Raw genomic sequence first — 24591 nt, forward strand, 5'->3', positions numbered from 1 at the left:
ACGCAACGACATGTCCAGGGCCGGCGCACCGGCGACTGCAGCGAATGCAGCGCCGCTGCCTCCGCTGAGCGACACCGAGATCGAGCTGCGCCTGCTGATGGAGGCCATCTACCTCAAGTACAGCTACGACTTCCGCAACTACACCACCGCCTCGCAGAAGCGCCGGGTGCTGTACGCGCTCGACCAGCTGGGATTCGCCAACATCTCCGCGCTGCAGGAGCGCGTGCTGCGCGACCCGGCGCTCTTCGGGCGGCTGCTGCAGTTCCTGACGATCCCGGTGAGCGAGATGTTCCGCGACCCGTCCTACTTCCTGGCGCTCAGGCAGCACGTGGTGCCGATCCTGCACACCTACCCTTCGGTCAAGGTCTGGGTGGCGGGCTGCAGCACGGGCGAGGAAGTGTTCTCGCTGGCCATCCTGCTGCGCGAGGAAGGGCTGCTGGCGCGCACCCAGATCTACGCCACCGACATCAACCCCGCATCGCTGGAGAAGGCCAGGCAGGGCATCTTCCCGCTGGAGGCCATCCGCGGCTACACCGCGAACTACCAGCGAGCCGGCGGGCGCGGCGAGTTCTCCGACTACTACACCGCCGCCTACGAGGCCGCGCGCTTCGACCCCTCGCTGTGCGCCGACGTGATCTTCGCCGACCACAGCCTGGCGACGGACAGCGTGTTCGCGGAGACCCAGCTCGTGTCGTGCCGCAACGTGCTGATCTACTTCAACCGCGAGCTGCAGGACCGGGCCCTGGGCCTGTTCCACGAGTCGCTGTCGCACCGCGGCTTTCTCGGGCTCGGGTCGAAGGAAAGTATCGATTTCTCGAGCTACGCCGACCGCTTCGACGCGCATGCGCGCGCCGAACGCATCTACCGCAAGAAAGCCACATGACGCGCCAGATGAAACGCCAGCTGCGTTCGCCGGTGCGCAAGCGCGTCGATGCGGTGGTGCTGGGCGCCTCGGCCGGCGGCATCGATGCGCTCTCGGCGCTGCTGGAAGACCTGCCCGCCAGCTGGCACATTCCGATGGCGGTGGTGCTGCACCTGCCCGAGGAACACGAGAGCCGACTGGCCGAGATCTTCGCGCAGCGGCTGCCCATTCCCGTGCACGAGGCCAACGACAAGATGCCCTTCGCGCCCGGCTGCCTGTATTTCGCGCCGCCGGGCTATCACCTGTCGATCGAGCGCGAGCGTTCGTTCTCGCTGAGCTGCGAACCGCCGGTGCTCTTCTCGCGCCCGTCCATCGACCTGCTGATGGGCTCCGCCGCCGACGTCTACGGATCGGCACTGGCCGGCTTCCTGCTGACCGGCGCGAACGAGGACGGCGCCGAAGGCCTGCACCGCATCCATCTGGCCGGCGGGCTCACGGCCGTCCAGGAACCGGAGGAAGCACAGATTCCCACCATGCCCCAGGCCGCCATCGCGCGCCATCTCCCCGACTACGTGCTGCCGCTGCGCGACCTGCGCGCCCTGCTGCTCCAACTGGAGGCCGTCCATGAACATTGACATCGAAAGCAAGCTGCTGCTCGTGGACGACCTGCCGGAAAACCTGCTGGCCCTGGAGGCGCTGATCCGCGCGCCCGGCCGCACCGCCTATCGCGCGGGCTCGGCCGAGGCCGCACTCGCGCTGCTGCTGGAGCACGAATTCGCGCTGGCCATCGTCGACGTGCAGATGCCCGGCATGAACGGCTTCGAGCTCGCCGAGCTGATGCGCGGCACCGAGCGCACGCGGCACATTCCCATCATCTTCGTGAGCGCGGCGGGCCGCGAACTGAACTACGCCTTCCAGGGCTACGAGAGCGGCGCGGTCGACTTCCTGCACAAGCCGCTGGACCCGCACGCCGTCGTCAGCAAGGTGAACGTGTTCGTCGACCTCTACCAGCACCGCAAGGCGCTGCGCCACGAGATGGACCTGCTGGCCGCCGCGCACAAGAAGCAGGAAGAGCTGGTGCAGCAGCTGCAGCAGACGCAGCACGATCTGGAGCGCGCGGTGCGCATGCGCGACGACTTCATGTCGATGGTGTCGCACGAGCTGCGCACGCCGCTGAACACCCTCTACCTCGAGGCGCAGCTGCGGCAGCTGCATCTTTCGAAGGGCAACCTCGCCAGCTTCTCGCCCGAACGGCTGCCCGCGATGATCGAGCGGGACCAGCGGCAGATCCGTAACATGGTGCGGCTGATCGACGACATGCTCGACGTCACGCGGCTCAGGCGCGACGCGCTGTCCATCAAGCCCCAGCCGACGGATCTCTCGGCCCTGGCGAAGGCAGTGGTGGAAAACCTGCGCCAGCAGGCCGAGGCCGCGGGCACGGTCGTCACGCTGTCGGCGCCGGCCGAGCTGCGCGGCGCATGGGACGAATTCCGCATCGAGCAGGTGCTGACCAACCTGCTGACCAACGCGATGCGCTACGGCGGCGGCAAGCCCGTCGAAATGCTCGTGCAACAGTCGGGCGACACGGCCCGCGTGAGCGTGCGCGACCAGGGCATCGGCATCGCGCCGGAAGACCAGGCTCGCATCTTCGAGCAGTTCGAGCGCACCGACGACAGCCGCAAGCACGCGGCCGGCCTGGGCCTCGGCCTCTTCATCACCCGCAAGATCGTCGACCTGCATGGCGGGCGCATCGACGTGGAGAGCGCACCCGGAGAGGGGTCGCGCTTCACGGTCGAGCTGCCGCTGCAGGTGCCCGCCGTGCTTGCCAACCCATCTGACACCCAACCTGACGGAAAGAAGAGCTCCCAGTGAACGTGCTCATCGTCGACGACAACCAGGCCTCGGCCGACCTGCTGCAGGAGCTGCTGAGCCTGCTCGACCACACCGCGCGCTGCACCTACACGGCTCGGCAGGCGCTTGACGCGGCCGCCGCCGGAAGCTTCGATGCGGCGCTGATCGACCTCAGCCTGCCCGACCTGCCGGGAACCGAAGTGGCGCGACAACTGCGCGAGAGCACCCGCGAAGGCACCCCCAGGCTGCTGATCGCGATCTCGGGCTTCTCGGTGCAGGACTCCAACGGCCGCTCTGCCGAAGGGCTTTTCGACCACCATCTGCAGAAGCCGGTCGACTTCGCAAGGCTCGAGCAGATCCTCGCGGCCGGCGGCTAGGCGCTCAGCCCTCGCGGCTGCGCCTTTCCTTCCTGCCCTTGCGCGGGCTGCGCATCGCCTCGTAGCGATAGACGCGAAAGCCCTCGCGCTGCATGAAGCTCACCGGCTCCCAGCCGCGCGCCAGCGCGCAGTCGGTGATCTGCGCCATCTGCACGCCGAGGTAGTCCTGCAGGCTGTCGGCCACGGCGAGCTCGAACTTCCTGAGCTCGCGGTCCAGCGACTCCACCGCCGCGATGGCCGCTTCCACGCTGGTGAAGGGGCGCACGTGGGTCACGCCCTTGCTGCGCTCGGGAGTGCGCGGTTCGTCGTGGGGCTCGGCGCTGAAGTTCACGCTGGCGCCGCCCTCCATGCCGTTGAGGCCGCCGATGGCGCTCATGCTGGCCATGCTGCTCATTGCTGTGTTCATGTCATGAACCCCATGTCGCGCGGGTAGCTGATGCCGCTCGGCGCTGTGATGTTGTTGAAATTCTTCAGGTTCGGCAGGATGCCGTTGAGGTCCGAATCGGGCACGCCGAACCACTTGGCCAGCGTCGCCGCGTACTGGTCGACCGAGGTGGTCGGCAGCAGCCGCCCCTGCCCGACGTGCCACTGGTCGTCGTCGGCCGAGGTGTTGCCCACGCTCACCGGCGGCGGCGTGCCGTAGAAGGCCTTGCCTTTCACCGCGCCCGGGCCCTTGCCCGAGCCCTTGTCAGGGCCGGTACCGCCAATCACGAAATGATGGCTGCCCCAGCCGTGGTCGGAACCGTTGCCGTTGCTCGACAGGGTGCGGCCGAAGTCGGAGGCGGTGAAGGCCACGACCTTGTCGGCGATCTGGAGGGCTTCCATCTGTGCCTGGAATGCGACCAGGGCGTCGGACAGGCGCTGCATCAGCGGCCCCTGCTTGGTGTCGAGGTCGTCGTGCAGGTCGTAGCCGCCCATGGAGACGAAGAACACCTGGCGCTTCACGCCCAGCGAGGCGCGCCCGCGGATCAGGCGGGCGACCATCTTGAGCTGGGCGGCCAGGTTGTTGTTGGTGGTGGGAAAGGTGACGTCCATGACATCGGACTGGATGGCGGAGGTGATCCTTCCTTCCGCCTCCACCGCGCGCAGCGTGACCTTGTTGTATTCGTTCTCCAGCGTGTGCCCGCGCGCCTGTTGCGCGATCTGCTGCATGGCGGCCTTGACGGCCGAGGAGCCGTACACGCTGCCGGTTGCCGGGCTCACGCTGTTGATGCGAACCGCGCCGCCCGTGCCGACCTGGTACTGCAGCGCCTCGTCGCCCGACAGGAACACCGCGTTGCCCGCCACCGAGATGCAGGTGAACAGCGACGCATTGCGCTGTCCGCCGAGCATCAGGTCGCCGAGGTTGCCGCCCCAGCCGATGGTCGAGCCCTCGGGCGACGACGACTGCCAGATCGACTGCTGGTCGTTGTGCGAGAAGAGCTTGGGCGGAATCGGGAAATCCCGGCGGTTCGTGCTGTTGAACTGCGCGCGCGTGAGCGGCTTGATGAGCGGGCCGACGTTGAGCTGCACGGCCATCTTGCCTTGGTCGAAGAGCGTGGCAAGGCCGCCCATGGTCGGGTTCAGCGCGTACTTGCGGCCGTTGGCGAGCGCCACGTCGGGTTTGAGCTCGGTCTTTGCGAGCTCCGCATCGTATGGCAGCGCGATGCCGCCGCGGATGGTGCTGTACTTGTTGTAGCTGTCGGTGTCGAAGTTGACGAGCGTGTTGGCGTAGTCGTTGCCGCCGAAGAGGAAGACGCAGACCAGCGCCTTGTAGTCGTCGCCCGGTGCGGCCTGGGCCGCGGCCTCGCCCATGGCGGCGAGGTTGAGTGCGAAAGGCAGCGCGGTGCCGGCCATCGCGAGTTGGCCCGAGCGGCGCAGGAACGCGCGGCGCGTGTGGCGGGCAGGATCGATCAGGTGCATGTTCGGTTCGCTCCGGCTTCTGTCTTCATTTCTGCACGAGGTATTCGGGCGAGCCCATCACCAGCAGCACGCCGGCGCAGATGAGGTCTAGCCTGCGGGCGTCGGTGGTGGGGTTCGCCAGCGGCGCCTTGCTCAGCGCGTCGGTGATCAGCGCGACCGTGGCGGCCGAGAGCTGGTTGCCGGTGAGCAGCAGGTTGAGCCGGCGCACCAGCGCGGCGGGATCGTTCACCAGCGCCTTCTCGGCCGTGTAGGTGGCGATCACGTCCTTGTTGTCGAAGCCGTTCTGCAGTTTGCCTTGCAGGAAGTTGAGATAGCCGCCCACGCTGGTCTCGTTGACCAGCTGGAACTCGGGCGCGACCATCTTGTTGCTGGCGATCGCGGTCGAGGGCGGCACGTAGCCCGGCCGGAAGAAGTTGAAGACCGAGGGTGAGCGCAGCGGGCACTGGCCCAGGCTCGAACTCGGATCGAAGGTATTTCCGATGTTCCAGTTGTCCGATGCCGAGCCGATGCCGAAGGTGCGCCCCCATTGCACGAACCGCAGCATGGGCTCGCGCAGGTGGCCGAAGTTCGGATCGGAAAGGCCAGCGGGGCCGCGCGCCTCGTCGTCGATCAGCACGGCGGCGAACACGCTCTTCATGTCGCCGCGCACGCCCGCGCCGTTGTTCGCGAAGATGTCGGCCACGCGCTTCACATAGGCTGGGCTCGGGTTGCTGGTGACCAGCCGCTGGATCAGCTGCCGGCCGATGAAGGGCCCGACGTTCGGATGGTTGAAGAGCGTGTCGAGCGCGATCTTCAGCGCCGCCGGGCCGGCCGTTCCTGCGGGCACGGTGGCGCCCAGGAAGCGTGCCTCCAGCATCGAGTGGTTGGCGGCCGTGAAGGCCATGGGACGCGTGGTCCACGCGTTGGTCTCGATGGTGTAGCTGGCCCCTGGCGGAGTGAAGCCGTTGCGCTCGGACGAGCGGATGTCGAGGTCGTAGCCGGTGAACACGCGCGCGAGGTTGGTCACGTCGTTCTGCACGTAGGTCTCGATCGGCTGGCCATCGGCGCCGGTCTTCACGGTGCCGTCGGCTTCGAGCTGGTAGAGGCCGATGGTCATGAGCTGCATGACCTCGCGCGCGTAGTTCTCGTCGGGCTGGCGGCCGGAAGCGTCTTCCTTCCTGTTGCCGCGGGTGTTGAGATAGAAGCCCATCGCGGGATTCAGCGTCACGTCTTCCAGCAGCTGGCGGAAGTTGGCGGTGACGCCGTTGGCGAGCATGTCCCAGTACTGGGCCATCATGGCCGTGGGCCAGCTCGATCCGATCTCGGTGCCCGAGACCACGAAGATTTCGCTGAGCGCCAGCGCCATGCGCTTGCGCACCGGATCCGCCGCCGTCATGAGCTGGCGCCAGATCATGGCATCGGTTTCCACCTTGCCATACGTCTTGCTGTTGACCCACTCCCAGGCCGACGGCTGGCGCGGCGCAGCAAGCTGTTCGCTGAGCCACGGCAGGTAGCCCTTGGCGCGCACGGCGGCGATCTCGTCCTCGGAAGCGGAGAACTGGGCCTGGAGCAGGAAGCGCGCGGCCTCCGCGTCGGACTGGGCCTGGGTGTAGTGGTAGGGGCCCGTATCGGGCGTGGGGGTGGCCGGGTTGGAGCCAGGTGCGACGCCACCGCCGCCGATGGGAAAGCCGAAGCCGCCGGCCCCGCCGCCCCCTCCTCCACCCCCGCCGCCGCAGGCGGCCAGCGCCGATGCGATCGAGAACGCAGCCGCTGCCTTCAGCGGGCGGGAGCCGTGAGGCGCCGCTGCGTCTTCCCGGGCGTTTGCCGTCTGCGCGACGTACACCACCTCGTCGGCCGGTGTTGCGGGCCCGGCCTCCAGCTGTTCCAACATGATCCTCGCTCCTGTGGCGCATCGGCGCCTGTCGGAGCGATCAAAGGCAAGCGGCATGCCCTGCGCAAAAACGGCAGGACAGGTGTCCAGGAGCGGTCAGGTCGCCACAAAAATGTGTAGCAATGTGACTTTTTAGTCACTCCTTGAAACAAAATTGGCATGCCAGAGGGCATGCCAGCGCTTCAGAAAGGATTCAGCAGGGGGCGCTTCAGTCGCGCTCGTCGTCCCAGCCGTTCGGCGGGCGGTAGGGATAGCCGGGCCCGTAGTAGATGCGTCCCGGAGGCGGCGTGTAGACCGGTGCGGGGCGGTAGTACACAGGAGGCGGTGGCCGGTAGTACACCGGCGGGGGCGGTTCGTAATAGATCGGCGCCGGATAGGGGTAGACCGGCGGCGGAGCGTAGTACGGCGCCGGATAGCCGCCGACCACGTAGCCGGGAGTGCCGATCTGCACCGACCAGCTTCCGCGCGCATCGGCGGCTCCCGCCGCCAGCAGCGCACCGAAGGCGACGGCACCGATGGCCGCCAGCTTGAAAACAGAAGATTGCGATTTGAGGTTCACAGTGGCTCCAGGCCTGAGGGGCGGACACGCCCGAGTGGATACGCAACGCCCGATACGTGCGCGCGGTGCACCCGGTCTCAGCCAGGCATCCTAGCCAAATGTCGGCACCGCGGGCAGTGACGCTGCAGTGCAGGTCGACGCTCAGCGTGCGATTTCGCGGCGCGACAGCAGCACGTCGCCGCTGCTCGTGTTGAAGGCGATGGTCGGCGCGCTGAAGTCGCTCAGGGGCGCGCCCAGGCCGATCTCGCCCCGGCCATGCAGCACGCACTCCTCGCGCCGCAGCGCTATCTCGGTGCTGGGCCCGTCGTTGCCGTGGAAGCGCACCCAGGTGCCGTAGGTGCTGACGTCGATCAGAACGCAGCTGCCGTGCCGCAACTCGATGCGGGCGTGAAGCCGCGAGACGCGCGGGTCCTTCACCACGAACTGCGCGTCGTCGACGCGGCCGAGATGGATCGGGAGCTCCTCGGTGCGGAACATGGAGCGCACGTCGAGCCACGCGAGCTCGATCTGGCCGAAGGAGGAATCGGGCATCCGCAGAGGCGCGAGCGCGGCCGGCACGGTGAGGAAGGACGTCACGTCCTCCTGCCAGTCGATGCGGTGCACCACCGACATCTCGCTGCGCCCGCGGATGTTGATCAGGCCCAGGTCGCGATGCTGCACGGAGCCTTCGCGCAACTGTGAAATCACGGCGGCCGTCACCCAGATCTGGCCGGGCCCCGCGAGGTCGCTCAACCGCGAGGCGAGGTTCACGGCATCGCCATAGCAGTCGCCCTCCACCTCCACCACCTCGCCGCTGGCCACCCCGATCTGCAGCGCCATGCGCAGGGGTGCCGGCCATGCGAGCAGCCGCTTCTGGTGATAGCGCTGCAGCTCGATGACGGCATGCGTGGCCGCCGCCCCGCTGAAGAAGATCGCGAAGACGCCGTCGCCGAGCGACTTCACCACGCGGCCGCCATGCGCCTGGCACACGCCGCCGATCCACTGCGTCAGACGGGTCACGGTTTCCGTGGCGCGCGCGTTGCCCATCGCCTCGAAGACCCTCGTGCTTCCCGTCAAATCAGCGAACACGACTGTGGAATTGACACCCATACCGTTTTGATTCTCGATTTCTGTCGATCGTTGTAAATGCCCGGGCCCCTCGCACCCCGGTCCGCCACCTTTGCGGACATTCCATCTCCATCCGTTCCTATACGCACGAAATGGATCGATGGCTTCAGTATTCAGCAAGTGTCGGTGGCAGCGAGACGGGCATAAAAGGAGTCACGCTCAATTTGTAGTACTTTGGAAAACAAAATTCAACGGCCAGCGAAAACGATAAGTAAAGCGTGTTGTTTGCAAACAAGAAACATCGTTTCACATCTTGTGGAATGGTTAACTCAGGCTTAAGGTAGCGTCCGTTCCCGCTTTCGGCGCCACAACGCCCGTCCCATGTTCTTTCGCCGTCTTCTTCGTTTGCTGAACGTACCCGGCTCCGGATCGCACCGAGCGACGGAGAGCCAGCTGGGGCGCATCCGTACCGCGATGCTTTCGGCGCTCCAGGGCCATGGCGGTCACTCGGTCCAGCGGGTGAGCCAGCGCGTGCGGTTTGCCGCCGACGTCGAGGCGCTGTGGTACCTGCGGCAGGACGTCATGATCGCGCTGAGCGCCATCGACGGTGAAACCGCCGCGCGCCGCCAGATGAAAGCGATCAATAGCATGTTCAAGGGCGGACTGCCCGGCTCGATGGGGCCGCGAACGCATCAGCGCTTCACCAAAAACAATTGAATCTGAAACGGCCCCTCGGGGCCGTTTTTATTTTTAACGTTTTATTCCCTTTGTGTCTCAATCAGTGGGGGTGATCATGGTCATGTCCATGGTGATCGTCATGGCCATGTGCGTCCCTGTGGCCCCAAACGAGAAAAATATCACGCCCCTCTGCGGCCATCGACACCTTCGCCCCCACCGGCAATAAAACTTTTGTTTGAACGTGCCCAAATGGCAGGCCGGCCAGCACCGGCACCTTCAGCGACGCGCGCAGCCGGTCGATCACCGTGTTCAGTCCGAACCCGCGGTCGTAACCCGGCACCTTGCGGATGCCCGTGAATTGCCCGAACACGACGGCACGCTGGCGCGCGAGCACGCCGGCCATCTTCAGTTGATCGAGCATGCGTTCGATGCGGTAAGGGTGCTCGTTGACGTCCTCGATGAAGAGCACGCCCTTGTCCACCGCCGGGAAGTACGGCGTGCCGAGCAGGCTGGTGAGCACGCAGAGGTTGCCGCCCCACAGGACCGCATCCTGCACGGGCTTGAACTCGAGGTCGACGTCTCGCGCCGGCATGCGCCATCCGGTGCCTTCGCCCTGCCCCGTGATCAGGTCGTCGAAGCAGGCCTCCATGATGTCGTCGGGGCCGGCCTCGGCGCCGAAGTCTTCTCCGACCGCAGGACCCGACCAGGTCACCGCGCCGGTCTTCGTCAGCAGCGCGTTCTGCAGCGCGGTGAAGTCGCTGCAGCCGACGAACTCGGTGCCCTTCTCGATCGCCTTGGCCAGGGCCTTGTAGGGAATGGCGTCGAGGATGCGCGTGAGGCCGTAGCCGCCGCGCGCGATGAGCGCCACGTCGGCGCCGCTGGCAGCCGCGCGCGAGATCGCCGCGAGCCGCGTGGCGTCGTCGCCCGCGAAGCGCTGGTGCACCGAGAGTGCCGCATCGTCGACCTCGACTTCATGGCCCAGAGCCTTGAGCCGCTTCACGCCGCGCCGGAAAGCGGCCTTGTCGCGGACCGCGCTGGAGGGAGAGTAGATGTAGATGTGTTTGGTCACGCGTTCGAGTATCCCATTGCGTTTCTCAGCTGCAGCGCGAGCACCGCCGCCTGCTCCGGCGTCGGCCCCGAGGCCTTGGAGACAGGGCCGAGCGCGCGCAGCGCTGCCTCGAACCCTCTGTCGGGAAAGGGCGCGCGCCATGCATCATCGGCGCGCTCATGCCCGTCGGGCGCGACGAGCACCACCGCGAACCGACCGGGCGCTGCCGCCTGCAGGAGCGCGGCGAGTCCGTAGGCAGCCCGGCTGTGGACGAGCGCCAGCGCCGACGCATCGGGCCGCACGCGGTCCAGCCATTCGAGCAGCACGTCGCGATGCCACTCCAGGCAATGCGCTGCCTCGCGCTTGGGCTTGTCGCTCTTGCCGAAGCCGATCAGGTCGGGCACCAGCGTGCGCAGGCCCGTCGCGCCCACCAGGTGCCTGAAGAGATAACCCCATTCGCCCGGACCATGCAGGCAGAGGCAGCAAGCCGGATCGTCACCGGCGCCTTCGTCGACATAGTGCATGCGCCAGCCCTGAAGGCTCGGCAGGTCCTGCACGTAGTGCGGTGCGAAGTCGTAGCCGGCGAGCGCATCGAAGCGTGCTGGCGGCGTGCGCAGCGCGTCGTCGCGCAAGGGCTCGGCCTGTGCGCGCGCGGCGCTGCGCCGCTGCTGGAAGAAAGCCTGCAGCACCTCGGCGCACTCCTGGGCCAGCACCCCACCCTGCACCAGCGTGCGGTGGTTCAGACGAGGCTCTGCGAAGAGATCGAGCACCGAGCCGGCAGCACCGGTCTTCGGATCGGCTGCGCCGTAAACCACGCGGGCAAGCCGCGAATGCAGCATCGCTCCCGAACACATCGCGCAGGGCTCGAGCGTCACGAACAGCTCGCAGCCGTCGAGCCGGTAGTTGCCGAGCGCCAGGGCTCCCGCGCGCAGTGCATTGATCTCGGCATGCGCGCTGGGGTCGTGCTGCGCGACCGGCGTGTTGCGCCCTGTCGCGATCAGCCGGCCGTCCTTCACGAGCACCGCGCCCACCGGCACTTCGCCGGCTTCGGCCGCAAGGCGCGCCTCGGCGAGCGCGAGCGCCATCCAGTGCGCGTCGTCGTGCATCTCCTGGGAGTGGATCGCCTCAGTTGTCATCCGGCATCTGGCGCGTCTTGACGGCGGCGTCCAGCGCTTCCTTGACCTGTTGCTGCACCTGCTGCGGGTTCGCAGCCGCGCCGCCGACAGCGGGCACCTCGATGCCGGGCACCGCCGGCCGCGCGGAAGAGGCCACGCCGCTCAGTTGCTTCTTCGCGACCAGCCCGACGATCGCCAGCACGAGCACGAGTCCGATCAGACCGAGTCCCCGCACCTCAGCCGCCCTCCGCGACCGGCGCCCCGGCCGTCATGCCCAGGCGCCCCATCCACGCCGCCAGCGCCTGCTCGTCGGGCGTGCCCGCGCTGTAGACGGCATGCATCGCGGCATGCGATTCGCGGCGATGCTGGTTGAGCTTGATCTTGCATTGCAGCGCCGTCACCCGCAGCTCGAAGCCCACGATGCCGGCAAGCATCTTGAGCTGGAACTCCTCGCCGAGGTCGCGCCATTGCTGCGCGTAGGTGGGCTCGTGGTCATGGATGAGTTTCTTGAGCAGCACATCCTTTTCGGCGGGCTCCTCGATCAGCCGCGCCTCGACGGTGCAGTGAACCGCCAGGTAGTTCCAGGTCGGCACGCGCGCGAGATCGGGGTAGACGGAAGGAGAGAGATAGGAGTGCGGCCCGAGGAAGGTGGCCACCGCCCGAGGCCTGGCCTGCAGGTAACGCCAGTGCGGATTCGGCTTGGCGCAATGGCCCCACAGCACCAGCTCGTCGCCCGCTCGCTGCTCGGCGACCAGCGGCAGGTGCGTGACGTACGGCAGGCCGTCGTCGTCGTTCGAGATCAGGCTTGCGAAGGGATGCGAACGCATCAACTCCAGCGCGATGGCCGGGTCCTTCGCATTGAACTGCGGGGGCATGTACATGGGGCGATTTCCTCCTGGCGCCTCGTGGCGAGGCCCCATTCTCCCCGAGCTGCCTACTTTGCGCGCGGTGTCTCCAGCAGCTTGGCCATCGCGGTGTAGCCGCGCGCCTTCGCCAGCTGCAGCGGCGTGTTGCCCTGGCGGTCGGTGAGCTTGAGGTCGGCGCCTGCCTCGACCAATGCGGCCAGCGTGCGCTGATGGCGCGGGCCGCCGTCACCGAGCACGATGGATTCGATCACCGCCGTCCAGTGCAGGTTGTTGACGTGGTCCAGCGGGGCGCCCGCGGCGATGAGCCTGCGCACCACCTCGTCGTGGCCGAGGTGCGCGGCTGCGATGAGGGCGGTGCCGTCGTAGCGGCTCGTGGTCTGCCCGGCCTTGGCACCGAGCGAGAGCAGCACCGAGAGCGTGGCCGCATCGTCGGCCACGGCGGCGATGGTGACGGCGTCGTAGCGGTCGTCCTCCAGCAGGTCGAGGTCGGCGCCGGCCTTGGCCAGCAGCCTGATCGCCTCGCGCTGCCGGGCGAAGGTGGCGACGTGCAGCGGCGTGCGCCCGCGCGAATCGCGCGCATCGAGGTTCGCACCCGAGGCGATCAGCGACTTCAGCTTCTGCAGATCGCCGTGCCAGGCGGCCTGGTGCAGCCCCTCGAAGGCCAGCACCTCGGCAGCCAGCGGCGGCACCTGGGCAGGCGCACCGGCCGGCACGCCCAGCCCGAGCGCAACCGCCAGCAGGCCCGGCCAGATACCGCGTGCGGTCATCAGAGCTGGCCCTTGACCTTCTCGAGCGCCGCGTTGGCGCACTGCTCGTCGAGGTGGCCGCCGGGCGCGCCGCCCACACCGACCGCGCCGATCACCTCATTGCCCGATTTGACCGGCACGCCGCCGCCCAGCAGCAGGAAGCCCGGCAGGTACACCAGGTTGGCGGCGCCAGGGTTCTTCTGCGCGCCTTCCATCATGGCCTGCGTGGGGCTCTTGGCCGAAGCCGAGGTCCACGCCTTGCGCTCGCTCGATGCCAATGTGTGCGGGCCGGCGTTGTCGGCGCGCTGCACGGCACGCACGGTGCCGGCGCGGTCGACCACGGTGGCAGCCACGTTGTAGCCGTTGGCGGCGCAGGCGGCCACGGCTTCGGCGGCGATCTGGTTGGCCAGGGCGAGCGAGATGTTCTTCTCGGTGCGCACGGCCGGCGCGAGCGCCTGGGCCTGGGCCTGCACCTGGGCGACGGAGGCTGCGAGCAGGACGGCGACGCCGCCGAGGCGGAAGATGGATTGCATTGTTCGTTATCTCCAGTGGATTCGGGTTGTTGCGCCGGCCCTTGCCGACGGCTGTGCCACTGTAGAAAACGCTGTCCGCGCGTGCCATTCGTACGGCTACGCCCGGCGCTCCGTAGTTCTACGGAGCGCCCTCCCCGTCCACCAGCACCGCATAGCGCCGGATCAGCTGCGCGAGCGAATCGCAGTCGAGCTTGGCGAACAGGTTGGCACGGTGCGTCTCGACCGTGCGCGGCGACAGCGCGAGCGTGCGCGCGATCTCCTTGTTGGTGAGCCCCTGCACGATGAAGGCCAGCACCTCGCGCTCGCGCTCCGACAGCTGCGCCACACGCTCGCGCGCGGCGTTGTCGGCCTGCGAGCGCTCGCGCGAGCGCACATGCTGGCGCACCGCCTGCTGCAGCGCCTCGAGCAGTTGCTCGTCGTCCACCGGCTTCTCGAGGAACTCCGCCGCGCCGGCCTTGAAGGCGCGGCGGCACATCTCGACGGTGCCGTGGCCCGTCAGCATGATCACCGGCTGGTCGACGCCCTGCGCCACCAGCCGGTCGAGCACGGTGAGCCCGCTGATGCCGGGCATGCGCACGTCCAGCACGATGGCGCCGACGCTGGCGCGGTCGAAGCCGTCGATGAAGGCCTGCGGGTCGGCCCACGCCTGCACGCGCAGGCCGACCGTGCCGATCAGCAGCGAGAGGCCGTCGCGCACCGCCTGATCGTCGTCGATCAGGTGGATGAGCGGGGATTGCGGTGGATGGATGCTTGTAGTGTTCACGACGAGGAAGACGACTACGGCGACTACGGCGACGATGGCGGATCGGCCAGCGGCAGCAGCAAGGTGAAGCACGCGCCGCGCGGTGAGGCATTGGCGGCGCTCAGGCTGCCGCCCATGCCGCTGGCCAGCGTCTCGCTGAGGCTCAGGCCGAGGCCAAGCCCGCCCTCGCGCGTGCTGAAGAAGGGTTCGAAGAGACGCGGCAGCGCCTCGGGGGCGATGCCGCGGCCGTTGTCGGTCACGGTCAGGACGCCTTCCTGTCCCTTGCGATCGACGGACAACACCAGCCGCCGCTCGGCCGCCGGCACCAGGTCGAGTGCCTGCAGCGCGTTCATCAGCAGGTTGTGCACGATCTGCTCGAGCGCCACGTCCTCGGCCTGCACGCGCACCGGGGCCTGTGCCGATGCATCGAACTGTGCGGCGACGCCGCGCTTCGCGAACTCGGGCGCCAGCAGGTGCATGGCGCTGCGCACCACGTCCTGCAGCACCAGCGGCTTCGTCTCGCTGCCGGCGCCCGGACGTTCGATCACTCGGCGCAGCCGGCCCACCACGCCTGCCGCGCTGCGCGCCTGCTCTGCCGCGCGCCCCATCGCGTCGCGTGCCGTGTCCAGATCGGGCGGATCGTCGTCGAGCAGCCGGCGGGCGGCCTGGGTGTTGGCCAGCACTGCCGTGAGCGGCTGGTTGAGTTCGTGCGCAAGGCCGGCGGAAAGCTCGCCGAGCGCATTGAGCCGCGCGACCTGCCCGAGCCGCAGCAGCTCCTCGGCCCGGCGGCGCGCCACGCGCTGGCGCTGGGCGGTCCACAGGCCTGCGAGCAGCAGCGCCATCGCGGCGGCCCCGCCGGCGATGCCGCGCCAGGGCAGCTCGCCCCAAACCACCTGCCTCTCGGCAACCAGATCGAAAGGCTGGCTCGGAGACGCGAGCGCCTTGGTCAGGCCGAAGCGCCATCCGTTCGTGCTCGGCGAGATCGCGCCGGGCTGCAGCACCAGTTGCTGGCCGTCGCGCTGCAGGCTCAGCCGCACGGGGCTGCGCTGCGGATTCATCGGCCAGTCGCGCCAGGGCACGGAGCCGGCCAGGTCGATGTCGAGCGCGTAGCTGAAAGGCGTGGCGCCGATGACCAGCGTGTAGCGGCCATGGGCCAGGTCGAGCGCGGCCAGCTCGGCGCGCTGGAGGCTGCGCGAGCGCGCCTCGGCGGCTTCCAGTGCGCCAGCGCGCGCGCTGTCGGGCCAGGGCTGGTCGCGGTCGCGCCGCTGCACGCGCAGGATCGAGGAGTACACGGAAGGCAGGCGCTGCTCGGGATGGTCCGCGCCCGTGCTGGGCTCCAGCAGCGCCAGCGTGGCCAGCACGGCGTCGTACTGCACCATCTGCTGGCTCATCAGGCGGTGCGCGATGCGCACGTCGGTCTCGAAGTCCTGCTGCATCTGCGCAAGTTCGGCACGCGCGATCCACACGGCGCCCACGGCGGTGAGTGCCAGCCAGGCCAGCCACCATCCGCCTTGCGTACGCAACCACTGTTTCATGGCGCGGATTGTGCCCGGCGCGGCCAGGCGGCTTTCCTCTTGGCCGAAAATGCGGCACCAGCCATGGCCGACGTACAGGACTCCCTCTTTCCCGACCTCCCGCGCCCCGAAGAAGCGCCTTCGGCCGCGCCACCGCCGCCCGCCGAAGCATCCGCTGCGAAGAAGAAGCCGCCGCGCACCGCGACGGTCGAGCCCGCGCCGGCCGATCCGGAACTGGTCGAGCTGGCCGCCGCGCTGCCTCCCAACCTGCGCCTGGGCACCTCGTCGTGGAGCTACCCCGGCTGGGCCAACCTGGTGTGGGACGGCGAATACGCCGAGACCGTGCTTTCCAAGAACGGCCTCTCCGCGCTGGCGAAGCACCCGCTGTTTCGCACCGTGAGCGTCGACCGCAACTTCTACCGCGCCCTCACCGCCAGCCAGTACGCGCGCTACGCCGCCATGGTGCCGGACGACTTCCGCTTCATGGTGAAGGCGCCCAGCCTGGTCACCGATGCCACGGTGCGCGACGAAGGCGGGCGCGGCATGCAGGCCAACCCGGTGTTCCTCAGCAGCGAGATCGCACGGCAGGACTTCGTGCTGCCCGCGCTCGAAGGCCTGGGCCATCGCATCGGCGTGCTGGTGTTCCAGCTGAGCCCGATCCCCGGGCACCTCCTGGCCGACCAGCCCGCGCTGCTGGCGCGCATCGCGGCGATGCTCGAATCGCTGCCCGACATCACATCGACCGCGCCCGACGCGGTGATCGCCGTCGAGGTGCGCGACCCTCAGCTGCTGAACCCCGCCTTCGCCGACATGCTGCGCAGCGTGCGCGCCACCTTCTGCATGGGCCTGCACGCCAAGATGCCGCCCATCGAAGACCAGCTGCCGATGCTGCGCGCCATGTGGCCGGGCCCGCTGGTGTGCCGCTGGAACCTGCACCGCCGGCACGGCCGCTTCGGGTATGAAGACGCGGAAAAGCTCTACGGCCCCTTCGACAAGATCGTCGACCCCGATCCGGAAACCCGCGCCGCGCTCGCCAAGGTGATCGCGGGCACCACCCGTGCGGGCCAGAACGCGTTCGTCACCGTGAGCAACAACGCCGAGGGCTGCGCGCCGCTGACGATCGCGCAGCTGGCGCGCGATGTCCTGGCGCTCGCACCGCGATAGCCTTCCCGCCGGCTAGCCGATGTTCTGCTTGGCAGCGACGGTCATCTCCACCTCGACCGTCGCGTTCTTCGGCAGCGCGTAGACACCGACCGCCGTGCGCACGTGCACGCCGGCCTCGCCGAACACGCGGTGCAGCAGGTCGGAGGCGGCATCGGCCACTTCGCTCTGCTGCGTGAAGTCGGCGGTGCACTGCACGAACACGCCGACGCGCAGCACCTTTTCCACCGCATCGAGCGAGCCTAGCGCGCGCCGCAGCAGCGCGAGGCTGCGCAGTGCGCAGATCTGCGCGCCCTCGCGGGCCTTGTCCAGCGACACCGCATCGCCGACGCGGCCCGTGACCACCACCGTGGTGCCCACGCGCGGCACCTGGCCGCTGAGATGGATGGTGCGGCCGTCGCGCACCAGCGGCACGTAGTGGCCGCCGGCAATGATCTCGCCGTCGAAGCTGTGGCCGATCTCGGCGGCGATCTGGTCGGCGATCTGGTCGCGGGTCATTTCTGCTGTCATGTCTGTTCCATGAAAGGGAGTGCCATTGTCCTCAGCGCCTGCACGGCGAAACAGATACAGAAGGAGCCGATGCAAGGCAGAACAGAATGCCGGGGCCCATTTCAGGCCACCTCGGGCCATCGGCCCAGCACCTCGTGCACGCCCTCGCCCACGTGGCTGTCGATCAGCACCAGCGAGCCAGCCGACCATCGCACCGGCGCTTCGATCGCATGCCTTTCGAGCTTGCGCCGCGCATAGGCCAGCGTCATGTGCGGCGTGAAGGAGCGCGCAGGCTTCAGGCCCGCGTCGGCCAGCGCCTCGCCCAGGCGCTGGCGGAAGGCCTTGAGCGAGCGGACGCCGTCTTCGTCGTCGGCGCACAGCGCGAGCGCACCCTTGGCGAAGCTCATCGCCTTCTCGAAGACGATGTCGAAGGCAGGCGGCGGCACGGATGCGGCGGCCTTCGAGGCCAGCACGACCTTGTCGGCCGGCACCTCCTCGTAGTCGCCCAGGTCGAAGAGCGTGACGTGCAGACGGTGCGCCGCCACCAGTGTTCCCTTGAGTGCGTGCTGCGAGTTCATGCGTTCGCCGAGCTCGGCGATCGAGGCGGCCTCCTGCGGGGCCGGAAGAATTGCGAAAAAGAGAGAGTGCCCGGGTGCCGCCTTGCTGCGACGCACCTTGCTGCGCGGGCGTGGCAGGGGTTTGGGCGGAGGCTCGATACCGGGAAGAAGAAGCTGATCTGACATGCCTTGATCATCGCCCATGGCACGCGCCCTTCATCAGCGCTTCAGCAAGCGCCAAGCACTCCTTCAGGTTGCGTTTCGAGAATCGTCGCAAGCCGGTGGCACCGCATCTGTCGATGCGCCGGAGCCACCTGCCGACCGATCTCGATCAACCAACCATCCGAACAGGAAACTCATCTTGAAGACCAGAACGCAAGCCTGCACCGTCCTCGCAGCAGCCCTTCTCCTCGACACCGCCTCCATGGCCGCCAGCGCCGCGGGGCCGGGCCAGGATTCCGGCATCTACGTGGGCGGCGCCGTCGGCCGCTCGAGCTACAGCCTCTCGTCTTCCAACCGTGTGCCCGTGCCGTGGGGCGGCGAAAAAAGCAGCCGGAGCGGCACGGCCTACAAGCTGTACGGCGGCTATCGCTTCACCGAGACCTTCGGCGTCGAGGCGGGCTACGCGCGGCTCGGCCGCGTGAGCCAGTGGAGCTCGAACGGTGCCTATTCGGGCCTGCAGTCGGGCACGGGCCAGGTCTTCTACGCGGCAGCCACCGCCCGGCTGCCGCTGGGCGAATCGTTCGCGCTCAACGGCCGGCTCGGCATCGCGCGCGGCCGCATCTCCGGCGACAACAACTGGGCGCTGCCCAGCCAGCGCATCTCGGGCAGCTCGACCGGCCTGATGGCCGGCTTCGGCGCCGAATACCGCATGACGCAGAACCTGTCGATCACCGCCGACTACGACTACTTCGGCAAGCTGTCGAAGCAGGCGAAGGGCGGCATGGTGACGGTGGGCCTGAAGGCGAACTTCTGAGCATGGGCCTGCTGCATCGGCGCACCGGCTACCACTGGTAGCCGGCCTGCATCCTTGCGCCGACCTGCGCGCCGGAGCCGGTTGCAACGGAAAGCCCTCCGCCCACCTGCCAGTGGTCGTCGAGCTGGTAGGCAAAGCCCACGCCGAGCGCACTCTGGCCCGCATAGTGGGCTGCCGCGGCGCCGACCCAGCGGCGGCCGGCCTGCAGCATCGGCACCGAAGGCATCGCCATTGCCTGGGCGACGCCGCGCGCCGCGAAGTCGCGCACCCCCTGTACCTGCGCGCCGAGCTGCGCGTTGGCACGCTCCAGCTGCGAGAGGTTGACCGCATCGGTGGGCAGGGTGCCGGGTGCCACGTTGACGATCTGGCGCGGCGCCGCCGCACTGCCCACGCTCACCGTGGAAGGACGATCGGCCACCGAGCCCTGCCCCAGCGCCACAGATTCTGGGGCCAGGGCCCGGGCGTTCGCGCCCAAGGCCACCGCATTGACACCGCTGGCCAGCGAGGCCGCACCGATGGCCGTGGTCGGATCGGCCAGCGCCCGCGCGCCATCACCGATGGCGAGCGAGCCCGCGTGGAGCGCCTGCGCGTCGCGGCCGATGGCCTGTGCGCCGTCGCCCTGCGCCGAGGCGCCGATGCCCACTGCGACGGCACCCATGCCGCTGGCGCTGGCCGCCGCCTGCCCGGGAATTGAGCAGCGCAAGGCCCCGCCGCTCACGGTGCACACGCCGAGCTGGCCGTTCACCACCGCCTGCAGTTGCACCGACTGCTCCTGGATCTGCGTCGTGTGCGTCTGCAGCTGCTGGGTCATGTCGATCACCTGCGTGCTCTGGTTCGTCGCGAGGGTCAGGGCCTGCTCGGCAGTGGTGCGCACGCCGTACAGCTGCGCCCCGTTGACGGCATCGGTCGAGGTGGCGCTGACGTCTCCGGCAACGACGCCGCTGATGCGCCCGGCATTGACGATGCCTGCCCCGCGGTTGTCGATGCCGCCCTGCGTGACAAGTTGGCCGCCCACCGCCGCGTTTCCACCGACGGACAAGGTGCCGGCACCGACCTGGCCGCTGGCTTCGATGCCCGCGACATTGGTCAGCGTGCGCTGGTTGCCCGGGGAACCGAAGGACACCACGTTGCTGCGCCCCCCGTCGTTGCTCTGGGCGCCAATGGCCACCGAGTTCTGCCCGCTGGCGGTGCTCAGCATGCCCAGAGCCAGGGAACGCACGCCACTGGCCCACGCACTGCGGCCCAGCGCAAGGGCTCCGTCGGCGCTGGCCAGGCTGGCATAGCCCAGCGCCGTCGCACCGTCGCCGGACGCGCGCGAGGCCGAACCCAGTGCCACGCTGCCGTAGCCGCCCGCGTCGCTGTCGGCCCCGACGGCGGTGCTGCGCTCGTCGCGCGCCTTGCTGTTGACGCCGAAGGCACTGGAGCGCACGCCGCTCGCCTGGCTGTCGTTGCCTACCGCGACCGCGCGCTCCTCGCTGGCGGCGCTGTCCGCACCGATCGAGACCGCCTCCACGGCCGAGGCCGCGCTGCGGTAGCCCAGCGCGACCGACGATTCCCCGCTCGCCTTGGCGACATTGCCCACGGCGAGGGCCGAGCCTGCGCTCGCTTCCGTGAATGAGCCGATCGCGGTGGCCGAATTCGCGCTCGCGTTGCTGCGCAGGCCGATCGCGGTCGCGCCATTGCCCGCGGCCTGCGCCCGGATGCCGTAGGCCGACGCATTGCTTCCGTAGGCCGTCGCCGAGCGCCCGATGGCCGTATTGCCTGAAGTGAGGTCGATCCCGGCCTGCGACTCGGCACCGCCGGCGATATTGCTCTGGCAGTCGGCCTGCACCACGTCGCGCGCCGTGCTGAAGCCGGAATAGGCGCCCTCGTCGCGGCTGCTGTAGAGCGTGCCGCCCGGGCACACGTTGGGATTGAGCACCTGCGCCTGAACGGCGGGCACCGCACAGATGCCCAGGGCGCAGAGCAACCGCACTGCCGGCATCAGGCGCTGTGATGGATGGGGTTTCATGGTCTGTTCTCCTCGCTCTCGCGGCCCTGGAGGCCGCCCGGGCGATGCTGCCGGTGCAACGCGCCCGGCCCGTACCATGCTTTGTGGTAGCCTGCGGCGCCCCGGCCGACGGCCCCGCCCGGCCCGCCCTCCGATCGCGACCCGCGTGCCATGCCCTCCCGGACAACACCCTCCGATCCCGAAACTCTCCCGACCCGCTCCGCCGGCGGAGCCGAGCCGCTGTCGCTGCTGCGCCTGGCCCGCACCACCGGCAGCGACCGCTTCCAGCACGAGCTGCTGCGACGCCTGCTCGACGAATTCCGCGCCGACCACGGCGCCATCAACACCTGGCATCCGCGCAGCTTCGTCTCGTCGGTGGGCATCGGCTACGACCTGGCCGCGATGAGCGAGCAGTGGAACCGGATCAACGGCGCCGAGCTGGACTTCATCACCTTCGCCATGCGCGCGCAGCCCGAGCAGGCCGCGTTCGCCAATGACGACGACCCGCGCTGGAAGAAGACGCCGCCGGCCTGGCGCGAATTCCTGTCGAGCCACGGCATCGTCCACCAGATGGGCGTTGCGATTCCTTTCGAAGGCAGCGAGACCTTCGTGCACCTTTACCTCAACCGAGGCCCCGGCTCGCCGCCGCACACCGAGCGCGAAGCGCGCGCGCTGACCGCCCTCACGCCGCAGATCCGCGAGTCGCTGCTGGTCAACCGGCTGTATGCCCATGCGCGCCAGGGCCTGGACGAGGAGTCGCGGCCGCTGGCACTCACCGATGCACAGGGCTGGGTGCTGTTCGCCAACCGCGCCTTCTGCGCCGCGTGGCCGGCGCTCGCTGCGCTTTCAGGCGCGACCTCGCCGCGCCTGCCGCAGGCGTGGCTGTCAGGCCAGCGGGCGGCATTGCGTCAGCTGGACGCCGCCGGATGGTCGATCGAGGTGGGCCCGGATGAAAGCGGCCTGCGCGTCGCGCTGCAGCGCCGCCCTGCACGCGACGGCATCGCCGCACTCACCGCGCGACAGGCCGAGATCGCGCGGCTGTACTGCATGGGGCACTCCAGCAAGGACGTCGGGCTGCGGCTCGGCCTTTCGCCGGCCACGGTGCGGGTGCACCTGCGCAACGCCTACAGCCGCGCGGGCGTGAGCAGCCGAGCCGCGCTGCGGGCCTGGCTGGGCATCTGAGGCGGGAACGACGCGAGAGGTCTAGATGCCCGCGGGCGAACCGGACGACACAAACCGGTTCATGCCCCGAGGTCATGGCGCAGCGGACACGGCATTGGCAGGAGGGACACGGCTCACGGCCATGCAGAGCGCAACTCGATAATGCCGGCACCACTCGCAGCGCACTCCTTCACAGCATGAATCTCTCTGTAGCAGACCTCACGGCGTTCATAGAAATCGTGCGCAGTGGGAGCATCAGCCGTGCTGCGCAGCATCTGGGCGTCACCCAGCCCTCGGTATCCAAGGCGATACGCCGGCTCGAAGACGAGGTGGGCGTGCAGTTGCTCGAACGGGGGCTGCATGGTGCAAGGTTGACGGCCGAAGGCGAGATGTTCCTGGAAGCGGCTCGACGTTTCGAGTTGCAGCGCTTCGATCTCACGCGCGCCGCCTCCGAACTGCGCGCACGGCATGCCGGTCTGCTGCGGCTCGGTATCACCAGCCCGGCAGCCGACAGCGTCGCGGTGATGGCCGCCGCCGAGATGGTGCGCAAACGCCCCGGCATGAGGCTGCGTCTTCGCATCGGCAAGTCCGACGCGCTCGATGCGGCCGTCGAAGACGGCGAGATCGACCTGGCGGTCGTGCCCTCCTACACGGGGCAGTCGTTGCTGAGCACGCGGCTCCAGCTCGGGGAGGACCACATTCGCGTGGTGGTGCGACAGGGGCATCCGCTGACGAAGAAGCCGGTCGTCGGCCTGAACGACCTCACGCCCTATGCGTGGGTGATGGCGCCCCCGCAAAGTGCGGCGCGCAGGCACTTCTTCGCCATCTTCGAACGCAACGGCGTGCCCCTGCCGAGCGTGGCCGTCGAGACCGAATACACCTCCGAAGCAGCAATGGGGATCCTCAGCTCGACCGACCTACTGAGCATCGTGCCCGACTCGGTGCTGCGCAGCTGGCTTGGCAAGGCAGTGCCGCTGAACATTCCCGAACTCGTGGTGAACCGGACGCTGGTGCTTCTGTCGCGCCCGGGCGCAAGGTGGTCGCCGCTGATGACGGACTTTCGCGAGCTGGTGTCGTCGTACCGCCCGAAGGGGCATTCCCCAGACGAATGAAACTGTGCGCCTGATGGACTGATTCTGGCGTGGATCTGGCAGTGCAATGGGAGCCTTCCAATTGCAAAGAAGCCATCCATGTCATTGCCAAACATCGTACTGATCGTCGCCGACAACCTGGGTTGGGGTGAGCTCGGCTGCTACGGCGGCGGCGCGTTGCGCGGCGCCCCCACGCCACGCATCGACCAGCTGGCCCGTGAGGGCCTGCTGCTGCAGAACTTCAACGTCGAGAGCGACTGCGTGCCCACGCGGTCGGCGCTGATGACCGGGCGCCATCCGATCCGCACCGGGTGCCTTCAATCCGTGCCGCCGGGCATGCCGCAGGGGCTCACGCGGCGAGAGATCACGCTCGCGCAGCTGCTGTCGTCACGCGGCTATGCCACCGCGCACTACGGCAAATGGCATCTCGGCGACGTCGAAGGCCGCTACCCCTCGGACCGCGGCTTCGACGAGTGGTACGGCATTCCGCGCACCACGGACGAGAGCCAGTTCACGTCCACCACCGGCTTTGATCCGAGCGTGGTCGACCTGCCCTACATCATGGAAGGCCGCTGCGGCGAGCCCTCGCGCCAGGTCAAGGTCTACGACCTCGAATCGCGCCGCGCCATCGACGAAGAACTCGTCGCGCGCTCATGCGATTTCATGCGCCGGCACAGCGAGGCCGGCCGGCCGTTCTTCCTGTACCTGCCGATGGTGCACCTGCACTTCCCCACGCTGCCGCACCGCGACTTTGCCGGCCGCACGGGCAACGGGGACTTCGCCGATTCCATGGCCGAGATGGATCACCGTGTCGGCCAGGTCATCGACGAGGTCGAACGCCTGGGGCTGGCGGACGACACGCTGTTCATCTTCTGCAGCGACAACGGCCCCGAGTTCCGCGCGCCCTATCGCGGCACGGCCGGCCCGTGGCGCGGCACGTACCACACGGCCATGGAAGGCAGCCTGCGCGTGCCCTTCATTGCGCGCTGGCCCGGGCGGATCGAGCCCGGTCGCGTCAGCAACGAGATCGTGCATGTGACGGATGTATTCGCGACGCTGGCAAAGGTCGCGGGCGCCGAGATTCCTGCGGATCGCCCGATCGACGGCGTGGATCAACTGCCCTTCCTGCGCGGAGAACAGACCAAATCGGCGCGCGAGGGCTTCCCCTTCTTCATCAAGAACGAGCTGCGCGCACTGAAATGGCGCGACTGGAAGCTGCATTTCTATTGGGAGCCCGAAGTCAACGAGGGCAAGGGCAAGCTCGAGTCGCCCTACCTGTTCAACATCATCCGGGACCCCAAGGAAGAAACCGATGTGCTGGTCTTCAACACCTGGGTGATGGGGCCGATGCTGCGGATGCTGAAGGCCTTCAACGACAGCTGCCTGCAGTTTCCGAACACACCGCCAGGTGCCGCCGACTGAGCGCGCCACGTCCTTCTTTTTTCACCACACCGAT

General features: G+C 68.5%; 26 protein-coding genes. 10 read left to right on the top strand and 16 right to left on the bottom strand.

Annotation, left to right across the window (positions count from 1 at the left end; genetic code table 11):
* The first annotated feature begins 10 nt into the window (after positions 1-10).
* The 4 genes from ACTJLF_RS01520 to ACTJLF_RS01535 are packed head-to-tail and all read left to right on the top strand — an operon-like array spanning position 11 to position 3090.
* Complete coding sequence (locus ACTJLF_RS01520; RefSeq protein WP_080647815.1) at positions 11-883, top strand: CheR family methyltransferase; 873 nt, start codon at positions 11-13, stop codon at positions 881-883.
* On the top strand, positions 880-1497 hold the full coding sequence (locus ACTJLF_RS01525) for a chemotaxis protein CheB (RefSeq protein ID WP_440882374.1): 618 nt from the start codon (positions 880-882) through the stop codon (positions 1495-1497). Before ACTJLF_RS01520 ends, ACTJLF_RS01525 begins: the two co-directional genes overlap by 4 nt.
* Positions 1487-2734 (top strand): hybrid sensor histidine kinase/response regulator, encoded by a 1248-nt coding sequence (locus tag ACTJLF_RS01530; protein WP_019652766.1) that lies wholly within the window; start codon positions 1487-1489, stop codon positions 2732-2734. The genes ACTJLF_RS01525 and ACTJLF_RS01530 overlap by 11 nt, the downstream gene beginning before the upstream one ends.
* On the top strand, positions 2731-3090 hold the full coding sequence (locus ACTJLF_RS01535; protein ID WP_019652767.1) for a response regulator: 360 nt from the start codon (positions 2731-2733) through the stop codon (positions 3088-3090). The genes ACTJLF_RS01530 and ACTJLF_RS01535 overlap by 4 nt, the downstream gene beginning before the upstream one ends.
* Before the next feature lie 4 nt (positions 3091-3094).
* On the opposite strand, the gene ACTJLF_RS01540 is transcribed toward ACTJLF_RS01535, so the two are convergent.
* The 5 genes from ACTJLF_RS01540 to ACTJLF_RS01560 form a co-directional block, all read right to left on the bottom strand.
* Complete coding sequence (locus tag ACTJLF_RS01540; protein ID WP_126181740.1) at positions 3095-3484, bottom strand: hypothetical protein; 390 nt, start codon at positions 3482-3484, stop codon at positions 3095-3097.
* 8 nt (positions 3485-3492) lie between these two features.
* Positions 3493-4992, bottom strand: coding sequence for a DUF1501 domain-containing protein (locus tag ACTJLF_RS01545; protein ID WP_440882375.1), 1500 nt, complete (start codon positions 4990-4992; stop codon positions 3493-3495).
* 25 nt (positions 4993-5017) lie between these two features.
* The gene (locus ACTJLF_RS01550; RefSeq protein ID WP_019652770.1) at positions 5018-6862 is read right to left on the bottom strand and encodes a DUF1800 domain-containing protein; all 1845 of its coding nucleotides are present in this window, start codon (positions 6860-6862) and stop codon (positions 5018-5020) included.
* A gap of 208 nt (positions 6863-7070) precedes the next feature.
* Positions 7071-7421 (bottom strand): hypothetical protein, encoded by a 351-nt coding sequence (locus tag ACTJLF_RS01555; RefSeq protein ID WP_019652771.1) that lies wholly within the window; start codon positions 7419-7421, stop codon positions 7071-7073.
* 141 nt (positions 7422-7562) lie between these two features.
* Positions 7563-8510 carry an adenylate/guanylate cyclase domain-containing protein gene (locus ACTJLF_RS01560; protein WP_440882376.1) on the bottom strand — a complete coding sequence of 316 codons (948 nt, stop codon included), beginning with the start codon at positions 8508-8510 and terminating at the stop codon, positions 7563-7565.
* Between the two features lie 339 nt (positions 8511-8849).
* Here ACTJLF_RS01560 and ACTJLF_RS01565 point away from each other — a divergent pair, with 339 nt between their 5' ends.
* Positions 8850-9185, top strand: a complete 336-nt coding sequence (locus ACTJLF_RS01565) for a hypothetical protein (protein WP_019652773.1) — start codon at positions 8850-8852, stop codon at positions 9183-9185.
* Positions 9186-9246: 61 nt separating this feature from the next.
* On the opposite strand, the gene ACTJLF_RS01570 is transcribed toward ACTJLF_RS01565, so the two are convergent.
* The 8 genes from ACTJLF_RS01570 to ACTJLF_RS01605 all read right to left on the bottom strand — a co-directional run bounded on the left by ACTJLF_RS01570 (position 9247) and on the right by ACTJLF_RS01605 (position 15731).
* Entirely contained in the window at positions 9247-10215 is a 969-nt protein-coding gene (locus ACTJLF_RS01570) for an LD-carboxypeptidase (protein ID WP_019652774.1), read from the bottom strand.
* Positions 10212-11330 (bottom strand): tRNA adenosine(34) deaminase TadA, encoded by a 1119-nt coding sequence (gene tadA, locus ACTJLF_RS01575; RefSeq protein ID WP_440882377.1) that lies wholly within the window; start codon positions 11328-11330, stop codon positions 10212-10214. Before tadA ends, ACTJLF_RS01570 begins: the two co-directional genes overlap by 4 nt.
* Complete coding sequence (locus tag ACTJLF_RS01580; RefSeq protein ID WP_354415075.1) at positions 11320-11544, bottom strand: hypothetical protein; 225 nt, start codon at positions 11542-11544, stop codon at positions 11320-11322. Before ACTJLF_RS01580 ends, tadA begins: the two co-directional genes overlap by 11 nt.
* A 1-nt stretch (position 11545) precedes the next feature.
* Positions 11546-12190: an FMN-binding negative transcriptional regulator gene (locus tag ACTJLF_RS01585; RefSeq protein WP_440882378.1), complete on the bottom strand. Its 645-nt coding sequence runs from the start codon at positions 12188-12190 to the stop codon at positions 11546-11548.
* A gap of 53 nt (positions 12191-12243) precedes the next feature.
* The gene (locus ACTJLF_RS01590) at positions 12244-12942 is read right to left on the bottom strand and encodes an ankyrin repeat domain-containing protein (RefSeq protein WP_354323106.1); all 699 of its coding nucleotides are present in this window, start codon (positions 12940-12942) and stop codon (positions 12244-12246) included.
* Complete coding sequence (locus tag ACTJLF_RS01595; protein WP_132798855.1) at positions 12942-13454, bottom strand: heme-binding protein; 513 nt, start codon at positions 13452-13454, stop codon at positions 12942-12944. The genes ACTJLF_RS01590 and ACTJLF_RS01595 overlap by 1 nt, the downstream gene beginning before the upstream one ends.
* Before the next feature lie 118 nt (positions 13455-13572).
* A complete protein-coding gene (locus tag ACTJLF_RS01600) occupies positions 13573-14217 on the bottom strand; it encodes a response regulator transcription factor (RefSeq protein ID WP_019652780.1) in 645 nt (214 codons plus the stop codon).
* A 23-nt stretch (positions 14218-14240) separates the two neighbouring features.
* Positions 14241-15731: a sensor histidine kinase gene (locus ACTJLF_RS01605; RefSeq protein ID WP_440882379.1), complete on the bottom strand. Its 1491-nt coding sequence runs from the start codon at positions 15729-15731 to the stop codon at positions 14241-14243.
* A gap of 63 nt (positions 15732-15794) precedes the next feature.
* Here ACTJLF_RS01605 and ACTJLF_RS01610 point away from each other — a divergent pair, with 63 nt between their 5' ends.
* Complete coding sequence (locus tag ACTJLF_RS01610) at positions 15795-16874, top strand: DUF72 domain-containing protein (protein ID WP_132798859.1); 1080 nt, start codon at positions 15795-15797, stop codon at positions 16872-16874.
* Positions 16875-16886: 12 nt separating this feature from the next.
* Here the strand turns inward: ACTJLF_RS01610 and ACTJLF_RS01615 are convergent, their stop codons facing one another.
* The gene (locus ACTJLF_RS01615; protein WP_019652783.1) at positions 16887-17381 is read right to left on the bottom strand and encodes a RidA family protein; all 495 of its coding nucleotides are present in this window, start codon (positions 17379-17381) and stop codon (positions 16887-16889) included.
* 101 nt (positions 17382-17482) lie between these two features.
* Positions 17483-18121, bottom strand: a complete 639-nt coding sequence (locus ACTJLF_RS01620; RefSeq protein ID WP_019652784.1) for a 2'-5' RNA ligase family protein — start codon at positions 18119-18121, stop codon at positions 17483-17485.
* A 157-nt stretch (positions 18122-18278) separates the two neighbouring features.
* On the opposite strand from ACTJLF_RS01620, the gene ACTJLF_RS01625 reads away from it, so the two are divergent.
* Positions 18279-18893, top strand: a complete 615-nt coding sequence (locus tag ACTJLF_RS01625; RefSeq protein WP_440882380.1) for a porin family protein — start codon at positions 18279-18281, stop codon at positions 18891-18893.
* A gap of 28 nt (positions 18894-18921) precedes the next feature.
* On the opposite strand, the gene ACTJLF_RS01630 is transcribed toward ACTJLF_RS01625, so the two are convergent.
* Positions 18922-20904, bottom strand: a complete 1983-nt coding sequence (locus ACTJLF_RS01630) for a YadA family autotransporter adhesin (RefSeq protein ID WP_440882381.1) — start codon at positions 20902-20904, stop codon at positions 18922-18924.
* A gap of 150 nt (positions 20905-21054) precedes the next feature.
* On the opposite strand from ACTJLF_RS01630, the gene ACTJLF_RS01635 reads away from it, so the two are divergent.
* The 3 genes from ACTJLF_RS01635 to ACTJLF_RS01645 all read left to right on the top strand — a co-directional run bounded on the left by ACTJLF_RS01635 (position 21055) and on the right by ACTJLF_RS01645 (position 24557).
* Positions 21055-22065, top strand: a complete 1011-nt coding sequence (locus tag ACTJLF_RS01635; RefSeq protein WP_440882382.1) for a response regulator transcription factor — start codon at positions 21055-21057, stop codon at positions 22063-22065.
* 176 nt (positions 22066-22241) lie between these two features.
* Positions 22242-23156: a LysR family transcriptional regulator gene (locus ACTJLF_RS01640; protein WP_165924445.1), complete on the top strand. Its 915-nt coding sequence runs from the start codon at positions 22242-22244 to the stop codon at positions 23154-23156.
* A gap of 78 nt (positions 23157-23234) precedes the next feature.
* A complete protein-coding gene (locus ACTJLF_RS01645) occupies positions 23235-24557 on the top strand; it encodes an arylsulfatase (protein WP_026346204.1) in 1323 nt (440 codons plus the stop codon).
* The last annotated feature ends 34 nt before the right edge of the window (positions 24558-24591 follow it).

The sequence above is a fragment of the Variovorax sp. 22077 genome, from assembly GCF_052044195.1.
In the GTDB taxonomy this organism is placed as follows: domain Bacteria; phylum Pseudomonadota; class Gammaproteobacteria; order Burkholderiales; family Burkholderiaceae_C; genus Variovorax; species Variovorax atrisoli.

Excerpts from the sequence above, each read along its gene's own strand:
- ACTJLF_RS01520 (WP_080647815.1), top strand. The coding sequence starts at position 11 with ATGTCCAGGGCCGGCGCACCGGCGACTGCAGCGAATGCAGCGCCGCTG.
- ACTJLF_RS01525 (WP_440882374.1), top strand. The coding sequence starts at position 880 with ATGACGCGCCAGATGAAACGCCAGCTGCGTTCGCCGGTGCGCAAGCGC.
- ACTJLF_RS01530 (WP_019652766.1), top strand. The coding sequence starts at position 1,487 with ATGAACATTGACATCGAAAGCAAGCTGCTGCTCGTGGACGACCTGCCG.
- ACTJLF_RS01540 (WP_126181740.1), bottom strand. The coding sequence starts at position 3,484 with ATGAGCAGCATGGCCAGCATGAGCGCCATCGGCGGCCTCAACGGCATG.
- ACTJLF_RS01545 (WP_440882375.1), bottom strand. The coding sequence starts at position 4,992 with ATGCACCTGATCGATCCTGCCCGCCACACGCGCCGCGCGTTCCTGCGC.
- ACTJLF_RS01550 (WP_019652770.1), bottom strand. The coding sequence starts at position 6,862 with ATGTTGGAACAGCTGGAGGCCGGGCCCGCAACACCGGCCGACGAGGTG.
- ACTJLF_RS01560 (WP_440882376.1), bottom strand. The coding sequence starts at position 8,510 with ATGGGTGTCAATTCCACAGTCGTGTTCGCTGATTTGACGGGAAGCACG.
- ACTJLF_RS01565 (WP_019652773.1), top strand. The coding sequence starts at position 8,850 with ATGTTCTTTCGCCGTCTTCTTCGTTTGCTGAACGTACCCGGCTCCGGA.
- tadA (WP_440882377.1), bottom strand. The coding sequence starts at position 11,330 with ATGACAACTGAGGCGATCCACTCCCAGGAGATGCACGACGACGCGCAC.
- ACTJLF_RS01585 (WP_440882378.1), bottom strand. The coding sequence starts at position 12,190 with ATGTACATGCCCCCGCAGTTCAATGCGAAGGACCCGGCCATCGCGCTG.
- ACTJLF_RS01590 (WP_354323106.1), bottom strand. The coding sequence starts at position 12,942 with ATGACCGCACGCGGTATCTGGCCGGGCCTGCTGGCGGTTGCGCTCGGG.
- ACTJLF_RS01595 (WP_132798855.1), bottom strand. The coding sequence starts at position 13,454 with ATGCAATCCATCTTCCGCCTCGGCGGCGTCGCCGTCCTGCTCGCAGCC.
- ACTJLF_RS01605 (WP_440882379.1), bottom strand. The coding sequence starts at position 15,731 with ATGAAACAGTGGTTGCGTACGCAAGGCGGATGGTGGCTGGCCTGGCTG.
- ACTJLF_RS01610 (WP_132798859.1), top strand. The coding sequence starts at position 15,795 with ATGGCCGACGTACAGGACTCCCTCTTTCCCGACCTCCCGCGCCCCGAA.
- ACTJLF_RS01615 (WP_019652783.1), bottom strand. The coding sequence starts at position 17,381 with ATGACAGCAGAAATGACCCGCGACCAGATCGCCGACCAGATCGCCGCC.
- ACTJLF_RS01620 (WP_019652784.1), bottom strand. The coding sequence starts at position 18,121 with ATGGGCGATGATCAAGGCATGTCAGATCAGCTTCTTCTTCCCGGTATC.
- ACTJLF_RS01630 (WP_440882381.1), bottom strand. The coding sequence starts at position 20,904 with ATGAAACCCCATCCATCACAGCGCCTGATGCCGGCAGTGCGGTTGCTC.
- ACTJLF_RS01635 (WP_440882382.1), top strand. The coding sequence starts at position 21,055 with ATGCCCTCCCGGACAACACCCTCCGATCCCGAAACTCTCCCGACCCGC.
- ACTJLF_RS01640 (WP_165924445.1), top strand. The coding sequence starts at position 22,242 with ATGAATCTCTCTGTAGCAGACCTCACGGCGTTCATAGAAATCGTGCGC.
- ACTJLF_RS01645 (WP_026346204.1), top strand. The coding sequence starts at position 23,235 with ATGTCATTGCCAAACATCGTACTGATCGTCGCCGACAACCTGGGTTGG.